This is a genomic window from Mangrovimonas sp. sgz306409, assembly GCF_059735265.1.
The window spans coordinates 257,638-279,726 of record NZ_JCAPEU010000003.1 but is presented as its reverse complement, the minus strand read 5'-3'; the positions used below and the strand labels follow the sequence as shown (position 1 = coordinate 279,726).

The following is a 22,089-nucleotide window of genomic DNA, read 5'->3' as shown; positions in this document are numbered from 1 at the left end:
AAATGAGCAGCAACAAACTTACTTGTATTACCGTAGATGACGAACCAATGGCCTTGGGATTGGTAGAAGACTACATTAAAAAAACACCCTTTTTGGAATTACAAGGCAAGTTTGGAAATGCCATAGACGCTCTGGAATTCTTAAACCAGACTACGGTTGACCTCATCTTTTTGGACATCCAAATGCCTGACCTGTCCGGTATGGAACTTTCCAAATTGCTTCCCAAAGAAACAGGGATTATTTTTACCACTGCTTTTGACCAGTATGCTTTGGAAGGCTTTAAAGTAAATGCCATTGACTATCTCTTAAAACCCTTTGATTATGCCGAATTTTTAACGGCAGCCAATAAGGCCAGACTAAGGTTGCAACCTTCAAAAGGACATGATACCCCCAATAGTCCAATTGAGACTTTACCTCCTCAAAAGGAATTTATTTTTGTAAAATCTGAATACCGCCAGTTGCGTATTGAGCTTAAAAACGTGCTGTATTTTGAAGGCTTAAAGGATTATGTAAAAATCTGGCTAAAAGACACTCCCAAACCCATCCTCACCCTAATGAGTTTAAAATCCTTAGAGGAGGAACTGCCGCAAGAAGAGTTTATGAGAGTACACAGATCATATATTGTTTCCTTAAAAAATATTGAAACCATCGAACGTAGCCAAATTATTATCAACAACCAACGCATTACCGTTTCGGAACAGTACAAAACAAAATTCCACGATTTCATCAATAAGAATTCACTTTAAACCTCAACCTTTCCATAAAAAAACAAGTGCTTAAAAATCCTAAATTGGACTTCTCAGCACCTGCTTTTATTTTATCTCTATTGATTATCTACTCCACAATTCTGTCCTGTTGGATCAAGGCCAAAATTTTATGGTACAACTCATTGTTTTCATAAATACCACCAAAATTTTCAGCTCCTTTACCGTAAGCCAACACAGGTACCATGGTTCCAGAATGCCCTCCAGTAGAGAAGGTTGGCGTTACCGCATTATAATCACCTTCTTTTGATGCAAGTGTGAATCCTCCAGTTTCATGGTCGGCAGTCATTAACACCAATGTATTTCCATCCTTCTTGGCAAAATCAAGTACAGCTCCAATAACATTGTCAAAATCCTTCATTTCTTCAATCAAGTACTGCGCCTCATTGTTATGGCCTCCCCAATCAATTTGTGAGCCTTCTACCATTAAAAAGAACCCTCCAGATGTTTGAGACAAATAACTCAGGGCCTTTTCTGTACCTTCCTGTAAAAAGTCCCCTCTTCCTTCGGTCATTTTAGGCATGCCGTCTTCAGCCAACAAATACCCGTATTTGCGGTTCTTTTTAAGTTTTTTGTCTCCTAATTGCACAGTATCCATTTCAAAGCCCTTCTTTTCCAACGCAGCTACATAATCCGCTCCGTCTTTTCTCTTGTTGAAGAACTTCAAACCTCCAGCTGCAAAAAAGTCAATATTGGAAGTTGGCAATTGCGCCGCAATGGCCTCATCCAACTTTCTACTAGGCACATGGGCAAAGAAAGACGCTGGCGTAGCATGGGTAATTGAAGATGTTGCTACCAACCCATTTTTATAGCCCATTTTAGAAAGCACTTCAGTCATATTTTCAGCTGCCGTGGTATCCTGTAATACTCCAATAGCACCGTTATAAGTTTTCACCCCACATGCATAAGCTGTCGCCCCAGCAGCAGAGTCCGTAATTAAATGTGAACTAGACGAGGTCTTTAACAAGCCAACATGTTCAAAATTTGGAAGGTTGATGCTGTCCTTTTTGAAATAAAACACTGATGACATTTGGGACAATCCCATACCGTCTCCTATCAGCAAAATAACATTTAAAGGCTTGTTGGTTTCCTTTACTATTTTTGTTTCTGACTTCTGGCTATATCCAAAACCAATTGTCAAGAAAGCCATAACACTTAAGATTAATTTCATTCTATGTTTTTGTATTTAGGTTTAATGTTTACGATTTGTAATTCAAATTCAAAAGAGCCTATTAAATCCTTGCCTTAACGTTCCTTTTTACTTTGACTTATTCACAAGATGCAAAAGTAAGAAAAACCAAAGCTTCTGTATTTTAAGAAAATGTAAAGCATAGTTAAAGAAATCCCAAAAAATCTACTTTTTAATTAAGTTCCCTTACCATTACCAAGAGGTAAACGAGAGTAATTATAGCAATGTAAAATCTAAATCAACAAAAAAAACCGGCAATCACATTAAGTAATTCCCGGTTTAAACTAATTCAACAATATAACATAAAAATCAACTAACTCTTTATCTGTAACTTTAAAGACTTACCTTCCATATTTTCTCCCAGTTCTGTTTTGTTTAAAATCTCCAACACAGTAGGGGCAATTTGGTTACTGAATAAACGCTCTTCCGAAGATACTTCTCCCAAAACCTCTACTCCTTGACCAAAAACAATCATCCAAACTTGATCGGCTCCATTTATTTTTCTTCCGTGATTTCTCCAATCATCAACAGGCTTCTCCCCGCGACCGTGATCTGTAGAAATAATAAACACGGTATTGTCTTTATAAAAGGCATCTTGCTGGGTAAAATCATATAATTTCTTGATCAATCCATCAGTATTTCTAGCAGCCTTTAAATAGGAATCATATTCCCCATCATGGGCAAAATCATCAGTTTCCCCAAATGCTACATACACCACTTCTGGATGCTCCCGTTTCATATACTCAATGGCATAGCCTGCCGTAAAAGCATCTAATCGTACCGAATTCCATGGCGATGGCACCTCTGGCTGAAGTTCATTCAAAAACAATTCTTTTTCCGACAAATCATCTCCTTTCGCAGTTTCAAAACCGGCATTTACAGGAATTCCCGACCGCTCTTCATTAATGATATAAGGAAATACATCCCAGCTACCGAACGCCGCAATTTTGCCTCTATAGTCCGACGTATTTTGAAGTCTTTCCAAGAACGTCACGTTTGGATTGTTTATTTTCTCGTTACTTGTGATGCGCTCATTATCGGCTTTCCCTGTTAAGATTTCATTATAGCCAGGATACGAAAACCACATATTATTGGTTAAGTTCACATAACTACCCAAGTTTCTATTGCCGTGGATTTGTCCCATTTTAATAACTTCCCCCCAAACAAAAGGCATTAAGGTTATTCTTCTTTCCTGAGGGTTTTCTCTCCAAAATTCAGTTTTTAATCTTTTGGGATTATCCACATATTTTTTGTTCTCCACCAATTTAGCATCAGCACCAGAAAACAACTCCTGCCAACGCAATCCATCTACAGTAATGACAACAACCTTTGGAGTGTCAGCTTTTGTTTGGGCCTTTATTGCATTTATTGATAGTAACAATACCCCTACTGATAATAATATTCTTTTCATCAATTTATTATTTATTGTTTTGTTTCAAATGATAATACTTGGGACCATTCACTCCAGTTCAAGTTTTGGTCCCTATACCTTACCCGCCAATAATAGGTCGTGTTAGGTTTTAGTCTATTGGTTTTCTCATCGGTTAAATCATCTCCTTTCTGGCGATCTTCTAAATAATACCAGTTTTCAAACTGCTTCCAGCTATCAAAAACAGGCTTTTCAAAACTCTCATCTTCCGATACCTGCCAATGCGATGCCGCATGAAACGCATCCTTAAAATCACTTTCAAAAGGGCCTGCTTTCAACACTACTCCTTCAATAGATCCCTGTGCATTTGGAGAAATCGCCACTGGAGCTTTTGGCTTTCTTTCCTTTCGCCAAACCGTAATGCTATCCGTTAGCACATTGTCTTTGGTTCCTACAATATTGTTTCCTCGACTGATTCTCTTTATGGTGAATTTTGGGTTGTGATGATCTCCATCTACCTCTACCATTACAAACCCATATTCATCTTGTGTTACAGTGAATTCATTGTAATCGCGACCTTCGTATTCTCCCCAATTATCAATAGCGCCCCCAGCCGAAGCAACATTGATCCACAAATGCTTGTGCTCTTTGGATTGTCCTCTGGAATATCCGTGTGTATGCCCAAAAAAATGAATACTTGGCTTTCCTGTTTTGGTTGAAAAATCTTCCAACATTTTCACCACCTTCCCACTGAAATCCGTTTCCCCAGGAATCCACAATTCCGATTTATGTGGATGGTGCATTTGAGCAAAAACAAAATCGACATCTTCATTGTTAGCAGTGTCTTCCAACAGTTGTCTCAACCACTCGTATTGGTGTTTGCTATCTCTGTAACCATCGTTGGAATTTAAACCGATAACGCGTGTATTTCCATAGTCTTTATACCACCAATGCTCGGCATAGGCAGGTGTTCCATTTTCCGGAAGGCTGAAATATTTAAAGTAAAACACCGAGTTGTTTTCATGGTTTCCTATGGCAGGATATACTGGCACTTCGGAAAACAACTTTTCTCCCGGTTTGAAGAAATCGTTTTGCCATTGGCCATATTTCGTACCGTCTTGTACCAAATCACCCGGGATTAAGACCATTGCCAAATTTTCTGGCAATTCACCTTCAAAAGCCTTATCCAGATATTGTAAAATACCATCGTTAACTACTTCCAAAAACTTATCGGGATGATTATGGTCCTTTTGCATATCGCTCATGGCCACAATATTGAAAGACTCTTGATCTGAGGCAAAAGGAGGCGTTTTAAATTGATAAATATCCGAGACCAATTTCCCCGTTCTCACGCGGTAATAATACTCTGTGAAACGTTTCAATCCTTCCAATTTCACGGTATGTAATCTTGACTTTCCGAAGTCTACATTTTCAGCAGTACCTATTGATTTCTTGCCAAGTTTAGGTGTTGGCCCGTATTCTACAATACTTTCTTCACCTTGACTGGTTTCCCACATAATCTTGATGGAACTTGGTTCTGCATCCTGAAGATATGGCTGAACCAAAAACGTCGTCTTTTCGCTTTGTGAGAAAACTGAATGTAAACTTATAAATGCGATTACCGCTAATCCTATTTTTTTCATGTTATTGATTTCCATTTACAATGATTAAACTTGTATCTAATATGTGTAATGCTTTATCCAAATCTTCTCGTGAAATGGTCAAAGCAGGCGACAACTGCAAGACGTTACCCGAGGACACTTTAAAACTCAGTCCTTGTTTTAAGCATTCGTACATGACTTGCTCAGCTTCTTCAACAGCTTTTTCTTTGGTGATTCTATCTTTTACCAACTCAATTCCCCAAAGCATCCCCAAGCCTCTCACATCACCAATGATATCATGTTTCTTTTTGAGTGATGACAGAGCAGTTTCTAAATATGTTTCGTCTTGATGAACTTTTTCCAAAAGGCCTCCATTTTGTAAAAGCTCAATAGTGGTCAAACCTGCTACAGAGCCCAAAGGACTTTTTTCATGAGTATAATGGCCTAGGGAAATATCTCCAAAGACATTGTAATCGTCTCTAGTGATAATGGCCGCCTGAGGGACAATGCCCCCACCCAATCCTTTGCCAATGCAAAGAATGTCAGGCTCAATGCCAAAATGCTCGAAGGCAAACATCTTTCCTGTTCTACCTAAGGCAATTGGGATTTCATCCAAGACCAGCAGTACGCCATAAGTATCGCAAAGTTTTCTGGCTTCCTTCCAAAAATGCTTTGATTGGATTTGCACATCGGTATTTCTGATGGTCTCGGCAATAAACACTCCTATGTCATTCTCTTTTGAAAACACATATTCCAAATACTCCAAGCATTTGTCTTCGTTATTTTCAAAAATACCCCGATAGGTCACTGGTGGAGGAATACGTTCCACGCCCGGCATTAAAGGCCCCATATATTCCCTAAAAACCGATTCTCCCCCAACGCTAATGGCATCCAAGGAAGCACCATGAAAGGAATCCCAAAACGAGACCACTTTAAACTTTTTAGTTATGGCGCGTCCCAACTTTAGGGCAATCCCAACAGCAGAACTTCCATTAGGGGTTAAGAGTACCCTGTTTAAATTGGAAGGTGTCAACGAGGCTAACTTTTCAGCGAAATTGATGGCTGGTTCATTGGTAAATCGTCTGGGCGAAAATGACAGTGTTTGCAGCTGTTTGATCAAATTTTCAATAAGCCGCGGATTTCCATATCCTATTTGATGCACATTATTACCGTGGAAATCCAAATAGGTTTTCCCTGAAATATTTTCAAATGAAGGTCCTTCACAGGCTTTTAAAACGTCTAAACATGGCGTAGACATGGACTGATGCAAAAAATAACGCGCGTCCTTTTCCAGCAACTCGGCAGTCCTTTCATCTACTTCTGTTTTCAACCAAGATTCTCGAGCGGGAGCCATGTTGATATCCCCCTCGGTTCTTTTGTTTAGAGAAATACTATCTTGATTCATATGGTCCAAATTGTTTTACCAACTCACGTGTTTGGGTAGTATCATTCAACACAAAAACTTTATAAGTATCTCCACCCTTTTCCACTCGCACTACCACATGTCCGTTTTGACTTTTGTATTGATCCAGCTTTCCTCCAATAACATCTCTATTGGCCTGGAGCATAGTGATAGAAAACACATCTCTTTCACCAGGATATATTTTTTCGGATAAAATTCTTCGCAATACATCATCCCCAGGATGGTCTGACGACCAATTTTGCTGTACCCAAACTCTTGGGCGAATCGTTCTTACATAATAGGCATTCTGCGAATCCCTGTTTCCATGGTGGTTCAAGGCAGCTACATCTACGGCTCCAACCACAGGCGCAATGTTAGATTCCAAACTATTGAAATTAGTACCGCCCAATTCATCAATTCCATTCACATCGCCTCCTGTGAAATAGTCAAATTTTCCATAGGAAATTTTAATACAGGTGCTTAACGGATTTTCACCTGGATAGTCGCCTTCCTTGAATAAATCAAAAGTAAAATTCTTCTCTCCCGTCCAGATTTGACCATTTACGGCCACATTCTGAACATGAAATTCAGGATAATTATTAGGCGCATATAATAATTGAATTTGATGCTTCTCTCCCGCTTTTAGGGTTTCGTGAACCAATCCGTTGGTTTTATTCTGAAAGTCTATGAACTTCCAGTATTCCTTTAAGGTCGCCATCATTTTATAGGAATCATTGATGAAACGCTCCTGCGACTGCACCTTTTTATCCTTTAGATTGATAGGAAACTCACTCCCTCGATCAATGAGTGTTTTTATGGGCATCAAGGTTCCCACTTCCATAATCCCCGTAAGCTGATAGCCCCCAGGAGCCAGTGTTCTCAATGAATCGGCTTCCCCAAAATGGTCATCGTGATAATGGGTAATTAGGGCATAGTCCAAATGCTGCGATTTGCTTTCTGGAGCAAACTGACGGATATAATCCACAATCCATTCAGGAGCTGATTTGGTATTGTTAGGTTTCAGTACTTCATTCCTTGCAGACAAGGTCCTTGGATGGGTTTCGGAAGTATCCCCAGCATCGATCAATAAGGTTGTACCATCCGGCATTATGACGAAGCAAGCATCACCACGCCCCGTGTTGATGTGGTGAATTTCCATTACTCCTTCTTCCCAAGAAGGATAGCCTTCCTGGGAGAAAAGAAGTAAACTAGACAAAAAACCACACAATAAAAATTTGTATTTCTTCTTAAAAATCATGTTTATTTTAAAATTGTAGCAGGAATGATTTGTTTGGTCATGGTTTTGGTTTGATAGGACACATCCAACCAACTTCCGCCTCCGCCATTAAACCAAACCACCTCTAAAGGATATACACCTGGTTTAAGCGTTATTTTTCCGCCCTTTTCTTTGACACCGTGGTCGCCATCATTATCAACCACCATTTCATTGTTCACCTTTAAATAACTTCCGTCATCCGATCTTGTATAAAAACTGTATTCATCTTCTTTTTCAATGACCATTTGAGTAGAGAACCTTACTACGGTATTCTCCTTGATTTTAGCCTGTATTTCATCTGAAGTAATTTCAAAACAAAACCCGGTTTCATCCGCTTTTTGATTCCCTAAAAATGGAATGCTCGTCAAGTCATTCATATAAAATATGTCATAGAAAACCGTAGGCTTTGCATTGGCAGGAATGATTCTAAAAAATGCTTCGGTTACTGTACTGGCCACGGCACCTTCATTAAAAACCGCACTTTTCACCACGGTATTTTCAGTAACTTTAAAAGGTTCTTTGTAAAGATCTGAAGATGCATTTGGCATGCTGCCATCCAATGTGCATCTAAGTTCCCCGCTTCCGTTTATAACAACTTCTGCTTCATCCATGAACATACCCCCTGCTCTTTTATAAGTGTCGAAATTTGGTAAAATAACCGGTGCTGCAAATCGCTTTGCAATAGGATAGGCATCTACCTCATCAAAACCAACAAAGGCATTTTTTACAGGTCGCCCAATACAAGCCATTGGCAATTTTACGCCCAGAGCAAAGGCCACCGTAGCTGCATTGTCATATTGGTACACAGGGTATTCAAGGGTTACACCCTTTTTAACAGATTTTCCCCAAACGATAAATGGGATTTCCATTTCCTGCAGCGTTTCTCCTCCATGACCATTCCCCAAACCACCATGGTCCGAACTGATTACAACTATTGTATCGTCTGCAATTGGAGACGATTTGATAGCCTCCATAACCTTTCCCAACAAGGCATCGGCTTTCTCTACAGATTTGTAATACTCTGTGGTACCATGTCCATATTCATGCCCCGCATGGTCTACGTGGTCAAAATGAATAAAAGTAAATGTGGGCTGTTGTTCTGAAATATATTGTATTGCCGCCTTAGCGGTCTCATCTTCACCTTTAGGGTTGACGTCAAAGTCAACGGCATCTTTTTCAAACAAACGCCCGAAACCTCCCCAATCGTAAATGGCTCCGATTTCGGCATTAGGTATTTGCTTATCAATGTCATGAAATATGGTTGGAAAAAGGAAGTCTTCACTTTTAACAACCGTAGGCATTACAAAATTGTTCTTTTCCCAATTGTTGGATGTTATACCGTGTTGCTCCGGACCGGCCGCCATTATCATAGATGCCCAATTGGTACTAGAACTGGAAGGCAGCACAGATCTTGCCTGCATGGAAGACGCACCTTCGCTTATAATTTTATCAAAATTTGGGGTTTGTGCTTTTTCAATCCCATCTGGGCTTAAGCCATCAAAACCAATTACCACTACATGCTTTACAGGAACAAACTCCTGTGTCTTTTCTGAAACACAAGACCACAGGGAACAAATCCCTATGGCCATGCTTAAAATTTTAGTAAACTTCATGCTATTCTTAAAACCTAATTATTATCTACTACATCCCACCAAAGACGCACATTGATATCATCGCCTCCCATGTGGTTAACTGCGTTTTGATAATTGGCATTATTGGTAGATTTTACATCGTTTGGATACATAAAGCGCACCGGAACTTTACCTCCATTGGTTGCACTAGGACCAGGAACCACTTCTGGCATCGCTGTACGTCTCCAGTCCGACCAACCTTCAATACCGGTGTAGAACAACCCAATCCACTTTTGTAAAGCGATCAACTCCAATTTCTCTTCTGTAGATCCTGTATAAAGAACACCAGCCTGCCCAAGGTAACCGTCAAGATCTGTGTTGGCCATCGCATTTGCAATTTCGGTCCACTCTGCCACTCTCTCCGTATAATATTCGAAAGATGCCACAATTCCATTTTCGTAGTAGTTTTGTGCAGTATCTCCAGCAGAAATCAAGCCTCTTTCTTTAGCTTCTGCTAAAATGAAAGCCAATTCAGAATAGCTCATCAAAATAGTTTGAGAAGCTGTTGCGGAAGCCATTTCTGTATTACAAGCTCTACATGCCAATAGGATTCCCATTCTTGAAATATAGTTGGAACCAGACTCTTCCGAGTTTCCAGAAGGACTGTAAGACAAGGCTGCCTCGTCATCCAATCCGTTTGGCATCCCAACATAATCATCCCAGTTATCGGAGTAAATCCCTGCACCAGAAGCCGAGGTTGGCTGAGCAAACACTTTTAAACGGGTATCGTTAAATGCTTTTAAACGAGTTTCCAAAGTTTCACTTAAGCGCACCTCATCAAAACTTCCTGAACGCGTGGTGTATTTTGGCTGTGGGTTATCGGTATTCCATTGGATAACCGCCATGTCTTCATTCCCTCCGAAAATAGGATATTGGGAAGGGTTTGACACAATCTGCTGCATTTCCTGCTGTGCTCTTGCTTGATCCACATCACTAATGCGCATTAACAAACGTAAACGCAAGGAGTTGGCAAACTTCCGCCACATGCTAACATTTCCACCGTAGATAATATCTCCGGAAATATTTGTAGCGTTGGCCAAAGCTTCATTAGCGAGTACCAAGTCGTTTAACATACCGTCATAGATTTCACTTTGATAAGAAAAATCAGGCGTGATGTTATTGTCTCTAAGTCCCATAATAGCATTGGCGTAAGGCACATCTCCATAAGCATCGGTGGCATATGAGTAGATGAAGGATTTCAACACCAAACCAACACCATAATACCCTTGCATGTTTTCGTTATCCTGAGACACGTTGATCACGTTCATCACATCCCTCATACTGTCGTATACAAAGTTGTAAGGATTGGAAGTTGCATTCCAGATGTAGCGGTCCTGATCCGTAAACTGTAAACGAGCGGCGTACTGTACGGTTGTAAAACCTTCTTCCCAAGCTTTACCTCCCCAGTTATACCCCAGTTCGCGCATAATCCCAGGAATCAAGTATTCCGGTGAAGCCGACCCTGGATAATTTGGATTGGTGTTTACTTCTTCAAAATCTTTTGTGCAAGACAGTGTTGTAGCCAACACACCTCCTAGCAGCACTAGTTTTTTGGTTTTATATAAATTTAATTTCATGAGTGACAATTTTTAAAAATCGATATTAATGTTGAATGTGAATGTTCTGGTACTTGGCAAAGACATGTTCTCAATACCAGGCTGCAAAGTTCCTCCTGCAACTGCAACAGTTTCTGGATCAAAATGTGGGTTATCTGTCCACAACACCAAGTTGCGACCAGTTAATGAGAAGCGTACATTTTCTGCGAAGATTCTATCAGTGAAAGAGTTTGGCAAACTGTAGCCCAAAGTCACCTCTCTTAACTTCGTATAAGACGCATCATATTTTGCAGCCTCTACGTTACTACGGTCGTAGTAGCTGTAGTTCCAAGTTCTCGCGTTTACGTTAACACTATTTGGCTCGTATACTCCAGGAGACACTTCTACTACACCATCCCCTACAATACCAGTTTCTCTACCCACCAAAGTTTCTTTCAACTGACCTGCAGTACTTGCAATGGTTTTAGTTCTAGACACTACGATACCACCTTCTCTAATGTCAAACAAGAACCCAAAATCGAAGTTTTTGTATTTGAAAGAGTTTTGGATACCCAAGGTAAAGTCTGGAGCATAATCCCCTTGGTATTCCAAATCACCCGTTTTTAATGGCAATCCATCTGAGCCGTAAATGATTTCTCCATAATAAGGGCTGTTTTTATCTTCAACCCTCTGGAATCCGATTCCATAAATAGCACTTACAGACCCGCCTTCACGCGCTTGGATATAAGCACCGTTCCTGCTGGTCAAGGTGTAGTTTACACCTCCCAAATCGGTAACTTCACTTTTGTTTTTCGCAAAATTGAACATGGCATTCCAAGTGAAATCATCCGTCACTACTGGCTTGATGTTCAACATAGCCTCGATACCATAATTTTTCACCTCACCAGCATTAATCAGCTTGCTTGTATATCCACTAGCGATATCGGTATCAATTCCAATAATCTGGTTTTTTGTAGTACTGCTGTAGTAAGTGGCATCAAGATTCAATCTACCTCCGAAGAAACGCAAATCGGCACCAAACTCATAAGAAGAGGTCAACTCCGGCTTTAAGTTGGCATTTGGAAGCGCAGAAGACTCCGTTAACACAGGATAAGACCCGAATGCAGACTCATTGTTAAAGTAACTGCTCAATCTATATGGATTGGTATCGTTACCAACCTCGGCATAAGCGGCACGTACTTTTGCAAAAGTTACAAACTTAGGCATGTTCACAATTTCGCTAAGAATGGCACTTAAGGTAGCCGATGGGTAGAAATAAGAATTGTTGCTTGTTGGCAGCGTACTTGACCAGTCATTTCTACCAGTAATATCCAAGAACAACTTGTCATCGTATGCAAAACGGGCAAATCCATACAAACTGTTGATTCGCTTCTCATAATCAGAAACCGTAACGGCTAAAGGCGATCTTGCATTATTGAATGAATACACCCCAGGGTTGATCAATTGATCGGCTACAGTTTGTTGGTAATCCTGCTTTTGCTTCATTTGGTTTCCACCAACAGAAAGGCTGAAATCCCATTTATCATTAAAAGTTTTGTTGTAGCTCAACAAGAAATCGGAGTTGATTTCTTCAAAAAACACATTGTCCTCTCTGTAATACCCCAATGGGAAACGCTGCGTACTGAACGCTCTTTTCTTCATACGAAGGTCACGGTAAAAATCTCTACCTGTACGTACCATCAAGCTCAATTCATCGGTGATTTGGTAGTTCAAATTGATGTTACCATATACTCTGTCCTTGTCTTGAGCATTGGTGTTTTCGTATACATTGAAATATGGGTTGTCATGGTAGTTGTAGTTGTAATTGAACTGCTGAATACCTTCCAATCCATCCATCCAGTAATCTCTTAAACTGGCAGTGTTTATCTGACGACCGTACCATGTCCATAAATACATTACGTTTTCAGTACCATAACTTAAAGAAGGACGGTTACCACTGTCACTCTTCACATAGTTTACGTTAGAATTCAATGTGATTGCATCTGTCAAGTTGATAGATGATGTCATGTTCACTGTATGTCTTTTCAAATCGGTGTTAGGAACCACGCCCGTTTGATCGAAGTTTTGATAAGAAAAACGTACGCTTCCCATCTCTCCTGATTTTGACACAGACAAGCTGTTGGTATAGGTATATCCTGTTTCGAAGAAATCCTTAACATTATCTGGATGAGACACCCAAGCCGTAGGAATGATTGGTGAAGAACTATTCAAGTCACCTCCGCGAGTTCCGTCTTCTCTAGGAGAATCAAACTGAGCGATCATTAATCCTGAATCCAATCTTGGCCCCCAGCTTTCATCCACACCATCGGCGATTCCGCCACCACTTCCATCAACAAACTCAAACATCATGTTATTACCTTGACCATATTCATTTTGAAAATCAGGTAACGTAAAAATGTTATCAATACTCACAGCACTGTTTACATTTACCCTAAGCTTTCCTTTTTTTCCTTTTTTGGTCGTAATAATGATTGCCCCATTGGCTGCTCTCGATCCATATAAAGCCGCTGCTGCAGGTCCTTTCAATATGTTGATAGACTCAATATTTTCTGGGTTAATCTCAGCAGCTCCGTTACCGTAATCCACATCCTGAGTACCAGACCCTGTTGATCCTACTATCTGGTTACTAATAGGTGTACCATCTACTACAAACAATGGAGAGTTGGCATTCATATTCAGAGAGGCATTCCCCCTAATGGTAATATTGGCAGAACCACCAATACCTGAAGATCCGTTGGTAATGGTCATACCGGCAACCTTACCGGACATACTGTTTAAAAAGTTAGGCTCTTTTGATTGGGTCAACTCTTCAGAATCTACTTCCTGAGAGGAATATCCCAAAGATTTCTTCTCTCTTTCAATCCCTAAAGCTGTTACTACAACTTCATCCAACATAGCCGCATCTGGCTCTAACACAAAGATGGTTTCTGTTGTGTCATCAATATTCACTTCCATTCTTTTGTATCCCATATAGGAAATCACCATCACCTTGTGTCCCTCTGGCAATACAATAGAAAATTCCCCATCAAAATTGGTAGAACTTCCTATATTAGTTCCTTTAACCTGCACGGTAGCTCCGGGCAATGGCATTTGATTTTCGTCCTGCACCACACCATTAAATGATGTTTGTGCAAAACCTAGTACACTCATAAAAAGTGTAAAGATTAATACTAACTGTGTTTTGTTCATTTTAGATAGTTTGAATTTATTTGTTTACAAATATTAAACCACCAAGTAAACTTAACCTCTTTTCAAAATGAACAAAACATTTATAAATCCTTAATTTTGTTAAACAATTGTTAAGAGCTAAATTTTACAAATAGTAAAAAAGACATGTACTCTATTCTATTAAATAAAAATGTATTTTTAACCAAAAAGAACGAAATGACAGATTACTTAGTTGGTATTGGGAAGCATATTAAAGAGGTAAGAAAATCCAACGGTCAGAATATTAGCAACATAGCACAACTGGCAGAGGTAAGCAACGGACTTATTTCCAGAATTGAAAACGGAAGAACCATCCCTTCCCTGCCCGTTTTATTGAATATCATTAACGCTCTGAACGTGGAAGTTGCCGAATTTTTCAAGGGCATCCCCCAAACGAGCAATTCTAATTTTATAATTTCCAGAAAGGAAGACAATACGGTTATTGAAAAAGAAGATGAGGCTGTTGGTTTCACTTATAAACATATTTTCAGTAAACAGATTTCTTCCCTAGGTTTTGAAACCGTTCTCCTGGAAGTAGCTCCCAATTCAAAACGGGAAAAAGTAACTACAGATGCTTTTGAGTTTAAATATATTCTATCTGGAGAGTGCTCCTATATAATAGGTGAAGAAGAAGTGTTGCTTAAAGAAGGGGATTCTTTATTTTTTGACGGAAGAATTCCGCACGTACCCATCAACAGAGGAGCTGAAACATCAAAAATGTTGGTTATTTACTTTTTTGTATAATAGCAAATAACCAACATCGATTACTATTTTAGTAGAATACCTCTTAGTTCCGATAGAGATTCCAGCACGAAATCAGGATTGGCCGATGCCAATTGTTTTGCGGTGTGAGCCCCTGTGGTCACACCAACCGTTAAACCACAAGCTGCATTTTTGCCTTCCTCAATATCGATAATGGAATCCCCTGCTTTCAACACTTTTGAGGATTCAGTGATATTGGTTTGTTTCATGGCTTCAAAAATCATATCTGGATTTGGCCTACCATTTTGCACATCATCGGCCGTAACCAAGGCATCGTAATGCACTCCCAAATCCCATTTCATTTTGCCCAACAACAACTGAGCTGTTGCTTTATCATACCCTGTATTCAAGACCACCTTTACATTGGCATGTTTTAAATCCTGGATTAATTCCACCACACCTTGATAACTTGTCACTTCTAAAGCTTTATAGGCTTCCGCCAACAACACTTTGAATTTCTCAAAGATTCCATTAGATTTTGCCTCAAAATCCTCTATCCCGATTTCTTCCAAAATATCTTTTATAGCTTGATGCTTCTCTTTCCCTGCTCCAAATTCTAAAACAAAATCCAAAGTCACATCAAACCCTTCATTATTGATAACTTGTTGCAATGTTTTGTACACCACATTATCCTCATCTACCACAGTTCCAGCCATATCAAAAATGACCAATTCTATATTATGCATATTTAAAAATTAAAAATTGTATTAATATTATGTTTTGAAAACCCAGCACTACCTGTCATTCCCTTACCACCAATACCTGTGACAATATGAATGTTTTCTCCAATGGTATTTTGATAGATATCTGAGGTTTTGCATTGGGAGTACATCCCAAACCAACGGTGTTGGATTTCATAATTTGGCAGATCTATAATTTTCTTTGCTTCCTGGATAATGAAGTTGTCTATATCCATGTTCAAATCAAACCCAAGATCATCCATATTGGCAACATCGGCATATTCATGGGAATCCCCAATAATCACCGACCCATCCATAGCCTGTTTGAACAAAATATGAACGCCCCATTTCTTTTCTAAAGCATCCTTATCCTCTTTCTCCTTTATTTCTTTATATGATTTACATTCCTCAAAGGCCTCATAACGCCTAATGGAAAGCCCTGTTAATACCGAACCATTCAATGTATAATTGGCTTGCGGCTTGGTTGACATCATTTGCAATTTAGATACTACTAAATCACTTTCAGCAAACATTTTAGGATATAAGGTTTGAAAATCGCTCCCGTTACAAATGATCACTTTGGAAGCAGTAAAAATTTCATTTGTAGACGTCCTCAACTTAACTTCCCCATTGAATTCTTCACAGGCAACAACCTTCGACTTAAAGAAAATGTCCATGCCCTCAGATTTCAAAAAGGCATGAAATTTATTGATCATCGTTAATGGCTCTACGGTAACTTCTTCCGGAAAGAACAATCCTGCTTGCACATAATCGCTTCTAAGTCCACTGTAATTGGTCAAGCACTGCTCCTTTGTCAAAAGTTTTGAGCAGTATTGATTGGCATTATTAATTTCCGAGAGCTCTTCAATAAGGGTCACTTCTTCATCATTTGAAGCCAGATATACCGAACCGTTTTGGCGTATGGAAATATCAAACTTCGATTGGATATCCTTGTAAATCTCTAGACTTTCCCTTCCAAAGTTTTGCCATTTTGTATTCATTCCAGAGGGCACCACCTGACCAAAATTTCTAACCGTTGCCCCTTGTGGGAATTGATCTTTTTCCAGTATGGCAACCTTCAATCCTTTTTGTTTTGCATGGTAAGCATGGAATGTTCCCAACACACCACCGCCAACAATAATTACATCGTATTTTGTATTCATGATTTATAGTACAGCTTGTAATTCCGCTTGAGAACTACTTTCGTTTCTTTTATATTTTTTTCTGAAGTACACCAGGGAAGCCAAAGAAATGACACCTCCCAAAACAGCTATGAAATAGGTCCCCTTAATAAAAAAGCTGAGCCAAGAAATGGAGCTCTGTCCAAAATTCTTATACAGCAAAACGCTCATACTTCCCAAATAACCAAAGGCATCAGCGATATAAATTAAAAAGCCCGCATTTCCCTTAATGCGAAAGGTAGCAATCATCCTATCAAAGAAAATGCAGTTAAAGGGCACATAACATATGTAAAGTCCAAACCCAACGGCAACCATCCAAAAAACAGGAGAAAGCAAGTTCATTTGAAATAAAAAGGTGGCAAGCCCAATGGAAATGGCCCCAAAAATCAATGCATAATGATAGGACACAAATGCCGTAAAATTATGTTTCATGACACCTATCCTTCCCATAATTACCAATACCAATATGGCAATGGGAATTTCAGTGATGGTATACACCGAAGTATTGTTTTCAAACCCTAAGGCATCCCAAATTTCCCTTGAAAAATTGTCTCTAAAATCTCTGAAAGCTGTTAGAAACACATAGAAAAGCACCAATAGAATGATAGGCAGTAAAAACGTCCTGAATACCTTTTTTCGGTCATCGGATGTCATGATAAAGCGCTCCGACCTCAACTCTTTATCTTCCTGAATTGGACTTGGCAACCCATTCAACAACACGGCAAACAAGCTAAACGGCACCACAAAAATTGCCCCGGTTATGGCCGGCATCCAAAATTGGGACACTTGAAGATGATCCATCACCAACAACCCAATAGACTTTACCGCCCCACTGGACACAATAAAACTGGAACACAGAATAACGCCAAGCAGTTCAGACAGCTTTCGACCTTCCAAATATGAAAAAACTACGCCCCAAACCATCCCCAAGGAGAGGCCGTTTAAAAACATAAAAATGAAATTATAGGGTGCTGCTACCAATCCAAAACAAAGCAAAGTGGCTTCGGCAAACAAGATCATCCCCAACAGATAAAAAATACGCTTATCGGTTTTGAGTTCAGAGATTAATTTGATCCCCAAAAACTTGGCAATCATATACCCCAACACCTGAGCGATGATCAAAATAATTTTATAATCCACACCCCATAATGATAGGTCTTCAAAAGTGACCACTGTAAAGGGCTTCCTAAACGCATACATACAAAAATAGGCTCCGAAAGAAGCAAAGGAACCATTTAATAAAAACCGAAAATCTGTTTTGGACAACCTCACAACAAAAATTACTATTAGTAAATATTATTCAGCAATAGTATCTAAATATTTACTATTAGTAAACTTTTTAAGGTTATATGATTGTTATGTAAAATTTAAGAAACCAAATTGCAACATAAAAAAAGCTCCCAAATCTAGAGATTCAAGGAGCTTTCCAATAGTTACAACAACACTATTTTTTATAAGTTTTATCTTCTGTCTTTCCGAAAAGATATCCATAAGGAGTCCCTACAAATAAAGCACCGCCAACAATATTACCCAAGGTGGCCGGAATTAAATTGGACGTAAAAAAAGTACTCCAAGTAATATCGGCGCCTTCAAAAATAGCCAATGGAATGAAATACATATTGGCAATACTGTGCTCAAACCCCATAGTGACAAAGGCCATGACAGGAATCCAAATAGCGACAATTTTTCCAATGGTATGTTTTGCCGCAATCCCCTGCCAAATGGCCAGACACACCAACCAATTGGCTCCAATACCCTTAATAAAGGTGACCAAAAATGAGTGACTGGTTTTACCTTCTGCTATTTTACGAACCATATCTATATACGGGGTATCACTTACCAAGTGGGTTAAATGTGTGATAACATACGCCAGAAAAAGGGCACCCACAAAATTTCCAATGTAAACTAATCCCCAATTCTTCAACATGGCATAAACCCGTTGGCGTTTGGTTAAAATATTCGGAATAAAATAGGCATTGTTACCTGTAAAAAGTTCGGCACCAACAATTACTACCAAAATGAGCCCTATTGGAAATGCCGCCCCAAACAGGAACCTCGCCAATCCAGGATTGCTAGCGGCTATTCCCGGAGAACCTCCAGAAACAATAATGGACAACAGACCTCCAAAAGCCACATAAGCTCCCGCCAAAAATGCCAAAATCAATGTTTTGCTTACCGTATAGCCTTCTTTGTTCAAGGCTATTTCATTTATGATTTTTATCCCTTCTTTAGGTGAATTCATAATAACATATTCAATAATGGTTAGTTAATCAGTTCGTTTTGGTTTAGTTCACTTTAACTTCTTTAAAGTAGTCCTTCAGAATAGCTACAGCTGCGTCAATCTCTTCTTGGGTATTCTCTCTGGCATCTTTAAGCTCATACACCCAACCTAAAGCTTCCCATTTGTGGATTCCCAATTTATGGTAAGGCTGCAGTTCTATTTTCTCGATGGTTTTATACGCTTTAAAATAGTCTCCCAAAGCGTGAAGTAATTCTGGAGTATTGGTAATTCCAGGAATTAACACATAGCGTAACCACATAGCTTTGCCTGATTGCTCCCGGTGTTTCGCAAAGTTAAAAGTGGTTTCCTTGTTTTTGGCACCCGCCAAGGTTTGAAAGCCCTCTTCGGTCATGTGCTTGATATCCAGCATTACCAAATCGGCATAATCATCTAGAAGTTCCATAGTAGGATGATTCAGTAATCTCCCATTGGTATCCACATTGGTATGGATCCCCTCTTCTTTTAAGCGTTTAAAAAACGGTATCAAGGCTTTGGCCTGCAGAAGCGGTTCTCCACCCGAAACGGTCACACCGCCAAGATCCCCAAAATAGGGTTTCATACGAATGGCCCGTTGTACTAAATCTTCAATTTGATATTCTGTACCGCCTTGGGTATCTATGGTATCTGGATTGTGACAGTATTGACATTTTAGTTTGCAACCCTGCAGGAAGATTACCAATCGTATCCCTGGTCCATCATGAGTTCCAAAAGACTCTATAGAATGTACACTTAAGGTAGTATCTGGAGTTTTCATCATCGATAGGATTTAAGAATTAAAAAAAGAGGCATCCAAAAAATGTATCACACCTTTTAGAATGTTCGTATCATTTTTTGAACACCTCAGAACTTAATCAGCAGAGTTATTGTTACATAGATTGGTGGAACGAACGGGAAATGACTTCCATCTGTTGTTCTCTTGTCAATCTAATAAAGTTTACCGCGTATCCAGAAACACGAATGGTTAACTGAGGGTGATTTTCTGGATGTTCCATTGCGTCTAGTAATGTGTCTTTATCTAAAACATTCACGTTTAAGTGCTGTGCACCGTTGGAGAAATATCCCGTTAGGGTTGCTACCAAGTTGTTGATGCGCTCTTCTTCTGTAGCCCCTAAAGATTTAGGTACAATAGAGAAGGTATTGGACACACCATCCTGTGAATCTTTATAATCAATTTTTGCTACGGAATTCAACGATGCAATCGCTCCATTGGTATCACGACCGTGCATTGGGTTGGCTCCTGGTGCAAATGCTACACCTGCTGCTCTACCGTCTGGTGTCGCACCAGTTTTCTTACCGTACACTACGTTAGAGGTAATGGTCAATACAGACATAGTAGATTCTGCATTTTTGTATACTTCCAATTGTTTCAACTCATTGTTAAAGTCTTGTACCGCATCGTGTGCAAACACATCTACTCTATCATCGTCGTTTCCATATTTAGGGAACTCCCCTTCAATTTCGAAATCAACGGTCAAGCCTTCTTCGTTTCTAATTGGTTTTACTTTGGCATATTTAATAGCCGATAATGAATCTGCTACAATTGAAAGCCCTGCAATACCATAAGCGATATTGATATCTGGATTGGTATCAATTAAGGCCATTTGCGCTTTTTCATAATAGTATTTGTCGTGCATGTAATGGATAATGTTCATGGAATCATTGTACACACGTGCTACTTCTTTCATGGCTATTTTGAAGTTCGCCATTACTTTATCAATGTTCAAATACTCATCTGTATCTTGCTCGATGCCATCCACCATTAAGGTTCCGGTTTCCTCACAACGACCACCATTTAAGGCCAACAATAAGGTTTTTGCCAAGTTGGTACGTGCTCCAAAGAACTGGATTTGTTTTCCTAATTCTTGGTAAGACACACAGCAAGCGATACCGTAATCGTCAGACCCTCGTAAATCACGCATTAAATCGTCATTTTCAAATTGAATTGAAGAGGTATCGATAGCCACCTTAGCACAGAATTTTCTAAAGTTCTCTGGCAATTCTGGCGACCATAACACGGTAATATTCGGTTCAGGTGATGGTCCTAAATTATAAAGAGTATGCAAGAAACGGAAGGCCGTTTTGGTTACCTTAGTGCGCCCATCCTGCAACATTCCACCAATGGCTTCGGTTACCCAAGTTGGATCCCCAGCGAAAATTTCATCGTAGGCCGACATTCTTAAGTGACGTACCATACGCAATTTCATCACGAATTGGTCGATATACTCTTGAGCTTCGGTTTCTGTAATAAGTCCAGCATTTAAATCTCTTTCAATGTATATGTCCAAGAAGGTAGACACATTCCCCAAAGACATGGCAGCTCCATCCTGCTCTTTTACAGCAGCTAGGTAAGCCATATAGGTCCATTGTACTGCTTCACGGGCAGTTTCAGCAGAACGACTCAAATCCAAATCGTACGCCTGTCCCATAGCGATCATATCCTTTAAAGCTCTGATTTGCTCAGAAACTTCTTCTCTCAAACGAATTTTGGCATCGGTCATTGGGCCATTGATATTGGCTAAATCTTCTATTTTAGCCGCTATTAAGGCATCAATTCCGTATAGGGCTACTCTGCGGTAATCCCCAATAATTCTACCACGGGCATAATTATCTGGCAATCCAGTTAAAAGCCCCAGAGATCTATATTTTCTTATTTCATCGTTATAAGCATCAAAAACCCCATCGTTATGGGTTTTTACATACTTAGAGAACAATTCGTCAATTTGATTTGCTGGTTGTAAACCATGCTCTTCCAACGCTTTTTGCACCACTTTATAGCCACCAAAAGGCTTCATGGCGCGTTTCAATAGGGCGTCCGTTTGCAAACCAACGATTACCTCATTGTCCTTATCTATATATCCAGCTCCAAAGTTTGCAATCCCGGAAATGGTATCTACATCTACGGAGTGTAATCCATTTTTTTCTCTTTCAATTTTAGTAGCGTCCTTACAAATTTCCCAAAGCTTCTGGGTACGCTCACTCGGGCCTACCAAAAATTCGCTGGTTCCATAATAAGGAGTAAGATTTTTAATTACGAAATCACGTACGTTAATCGCCTTAGTCCAAGCTCCGTTTTGGAATTCTTTAATTCCTAGGTCTTCTTTTTTTAACTCTGCTACATTCATATGATATCTGTTTAAACTGTTTTTGTCTTAACTGATTTGTTATGAGGCAAATTTCGTGACATAGCAGA

At 39.5% G+C, this 22,089-nt stretch carries 16 protein-coding genes; 2 read left to right on the top strand and 14 right to left on the bottom strand.

Translation table 11 applies throughout. From position 1 onward, the window contains the following. Positions 1-2 precede the first annotated feature (2 nt). Positions 3-746 (top strand): LytR/AlgR family response regulator transcription factor, encoded by a 744-nt coding sequence (locus AC6I5C_RS06970; protein ID WP_497904539.1) that lies wholly within the window; start codon positions 3-5, stop codon positions 744-746. A gap of 88 nt (positions 747-834) precedes the next feature. Here the strand turns inward: AC6I5C_RS06970 and AC6I5C_RS06965 are convergent, their stop codons facing one another. The 8 genes from AC6I5C_RS06965 to AC6I5C_RS06930 all read right to left on the bottom strand — a co-directional run bounded on the left by AC6I5C_RS06965 (position 835) and on the right by AC6I5C_RS06930 (position 13,977). Next, positions 835-1,935, bottom strand: a complete 1,101-nt coding sequence (locus tag AC6I5C_RS06965; protein ID WP_497904538.1) for an alkaline phosphatase — start codon at positions 1,933-1,935, stop codon at positions 835-837. Positions 1,936-2,266: 331 nt separating this feature from the next. Then, positions 2,267-3,364 (bottom strand): phosphoglyceromutase, encoded by a 1,098-nt coding sequence (locus AC6I5C_RS06960; RefSeq protein WP_497904537.1) that lies wholly within the window; start codon positions 3,362-3,364, stop codon positions 2,267-2,269. Positions 3,365-3,375: 11 nt separating this feature from the next. Further along, positions 3,376-4,965, bottom strand: coding sequence for a fibronectin type III domain-containing protein (locus AC6I5C_RS06955; RefSeq protein WP_497904536.1), 1,590 nt, complete (start codon positions 4,963-4,965; stop codon positions 3,376-3,378). 1 nt (position 4,966) lies between these two features. After that, the gene (pbfA, locus tag AC6I5C_RS06950; protein WP_497904535.1) at positions 4,967-6,328 is read right to left on the bottom strand and encodes a (R)-1-hydroxy-2-aminoethylphosphonate ammonia-lyase; all 1,362 of its coding nucleotides are present in this window, start codon (positions 6,326-6,328) and stop codon (positions 4,967-4,969) included. Then, positions 6,315-7,583 carry a ComEC/Rec2 family competence protein gene (locus tag AC6I5C_RS06945; RefSeq protein WP_497904534.1) on the bottom strand — a complete coding sequence of 423 codons (1,269 nt, stop codon included), beginning with the start codon at positions 7,581-7,583 and terminating at the stop codon, positions 6,315-6,317. Before AC6I5C_RS06945 ends, pbfA begins: the two co-directional genes overlap by 14 nt. Positions 7,584-7,585: 2 nt before the next feature. Next, a complete protein-coding gene (locus AC6I5C_RS06940; RefSeq protein ID WP_497904533.1) occupies positions 7,586-9,214 on the bottom strand; it encodes an alkaline phosphatase family protein in 1,629 nt (542 codons plus the stop codon). A 14-nt stretch (positions 9,215-9,228) separates the two neighbouring features. Beyond that, positions 9,229-10,809 carry a SusD/RagB family nutrient-binding outer membrane lipoprotein gene (locus AC6I5C_RS06935; protein WP_497904532.1) on the bottom strand — a complete coding sequence of 527 codons (1,581 nt, stop codon included), beginning with the start codon at positions 10,807-10,809 and terminating at the stop codon, positions 9,229-9,231. A gap of 12 nt (positions 10,810-10,821) precedes the next feature. Next, entirely contained in the window at positions 10,822-13,977 is a 3,156-nt protein-coding gene (locus AC6I5C_RS06930; protein WP_497904531.1) for a SusC/RagA family TonB-linked outer membrane protein, read from the bottom strand. A 195-nt stretch (positions 13,978-14,172) separates the two neighbouring features. Here AC6I5C_RS06930 and AC6I5C_RS06925 point away from each other — a divergent pair, with 195 nt between their 5' ends. Next, a complete protein-coding gene (locus AC6I5C_RS06925) occupies positions 14,173-14,739 on the top strand; it encodes a helix-turn-helix domain-containing protein (RefSeq protein WP_497904530.1) in 567 nt (188 codons plus the stop codon). A 23-nt stretch (positions 14,740-14,762) separates the two neighbouring features. Here the strand turns inward: AC6I5C_RS06925 and AC6I5C_RS06920 are convergent, their stop codons facing one another. The 6 genes from AC6I5C_RS06920 to pflB all read right to left on the bottom strand — a co-directional run bounded on the left by AC6I5C_RS06920 (position 14,763) and on the right by pflB (position 22,021). After that, positions 14,763-15,443, bottom strand: coding sequence for a phosphonatase-like hydrolase (locus tag AC6I5C_RS06920; RefSeq protein WP_497904529.1), 681 nt, complete (start codon positions 15,441-15,443; stop codon positions 14,763-14,765). Positions 15,444-15,445: 2 nt separating this feature from the next. Continuing rightward, the gene (locus tag AC6I5C_RS06915) at positions 15,446-16,600 is read right to left on the bottom strand and encodes a TIGR03364 family FAD-dependent oxidoreductase (RefSeq protein WP_497904528.1); all 1,155 of its coding nucleotides are present in this window, start codon (positions 16,598-16,600) and stop codon (positions 15,446-15,448) included. Between the two features lie 3 nt (positions 16,601-16,603). Beyond that, the gene (locus AC6I5C_RS06910) at positions 16,604-17,890 is read right to left on the bottom strand and encodes a DUF5690 family protein (protein WP_497904527.1); all 1,287 of its coding nucleotides are present in this window, start codon (positions 17,888-17,890) and stop codon (positions 16,604-16,606) included. A gap of 172 nt (positions 17,891-18,062) precedes the next feature. Continuing rightward, the gene (locus AC6I5C_RS06905; RefSeq protein WP_497904526.1) at positions 18,063-18,860 is read right to left on the bottom strand and encodes a formate/nitrite transporter family protein; all 798 of its coding nucleotides are present in this window, start codon (positions 18,858-18,860) and stop codon (positions 18,063-18,065) included. A gap of 43 nt (positions 18,861-18,903) precedes the next feature. After that, positions 18,904-19,656 (bottom strand): pyruvate formate-lyase-activating protein, encoded by a 753-nt coding sequence (gene pflA / locus AC6I5C_RS06900; protein WP_497904525.1) that lies wholly within the window; start codon positions 19,654-19,656, stop codon positions 18,904-18,906. Positions 19,657-19,765: 109 nt separating this feature from the next. Then, complete coding sequence (gene pflB, locus AC6I5C_RS06895; RefSeq protein ID WP_497904524.1) at positions 19,766-22,021, bottom strand: formate C-acetyltransferase; 2,256 nt, start codon at positions 22,019-22,021, stop codon at positions 19,766-19,768. Positions 22,022-22,089: the final 68 nt, after the last annotated feature.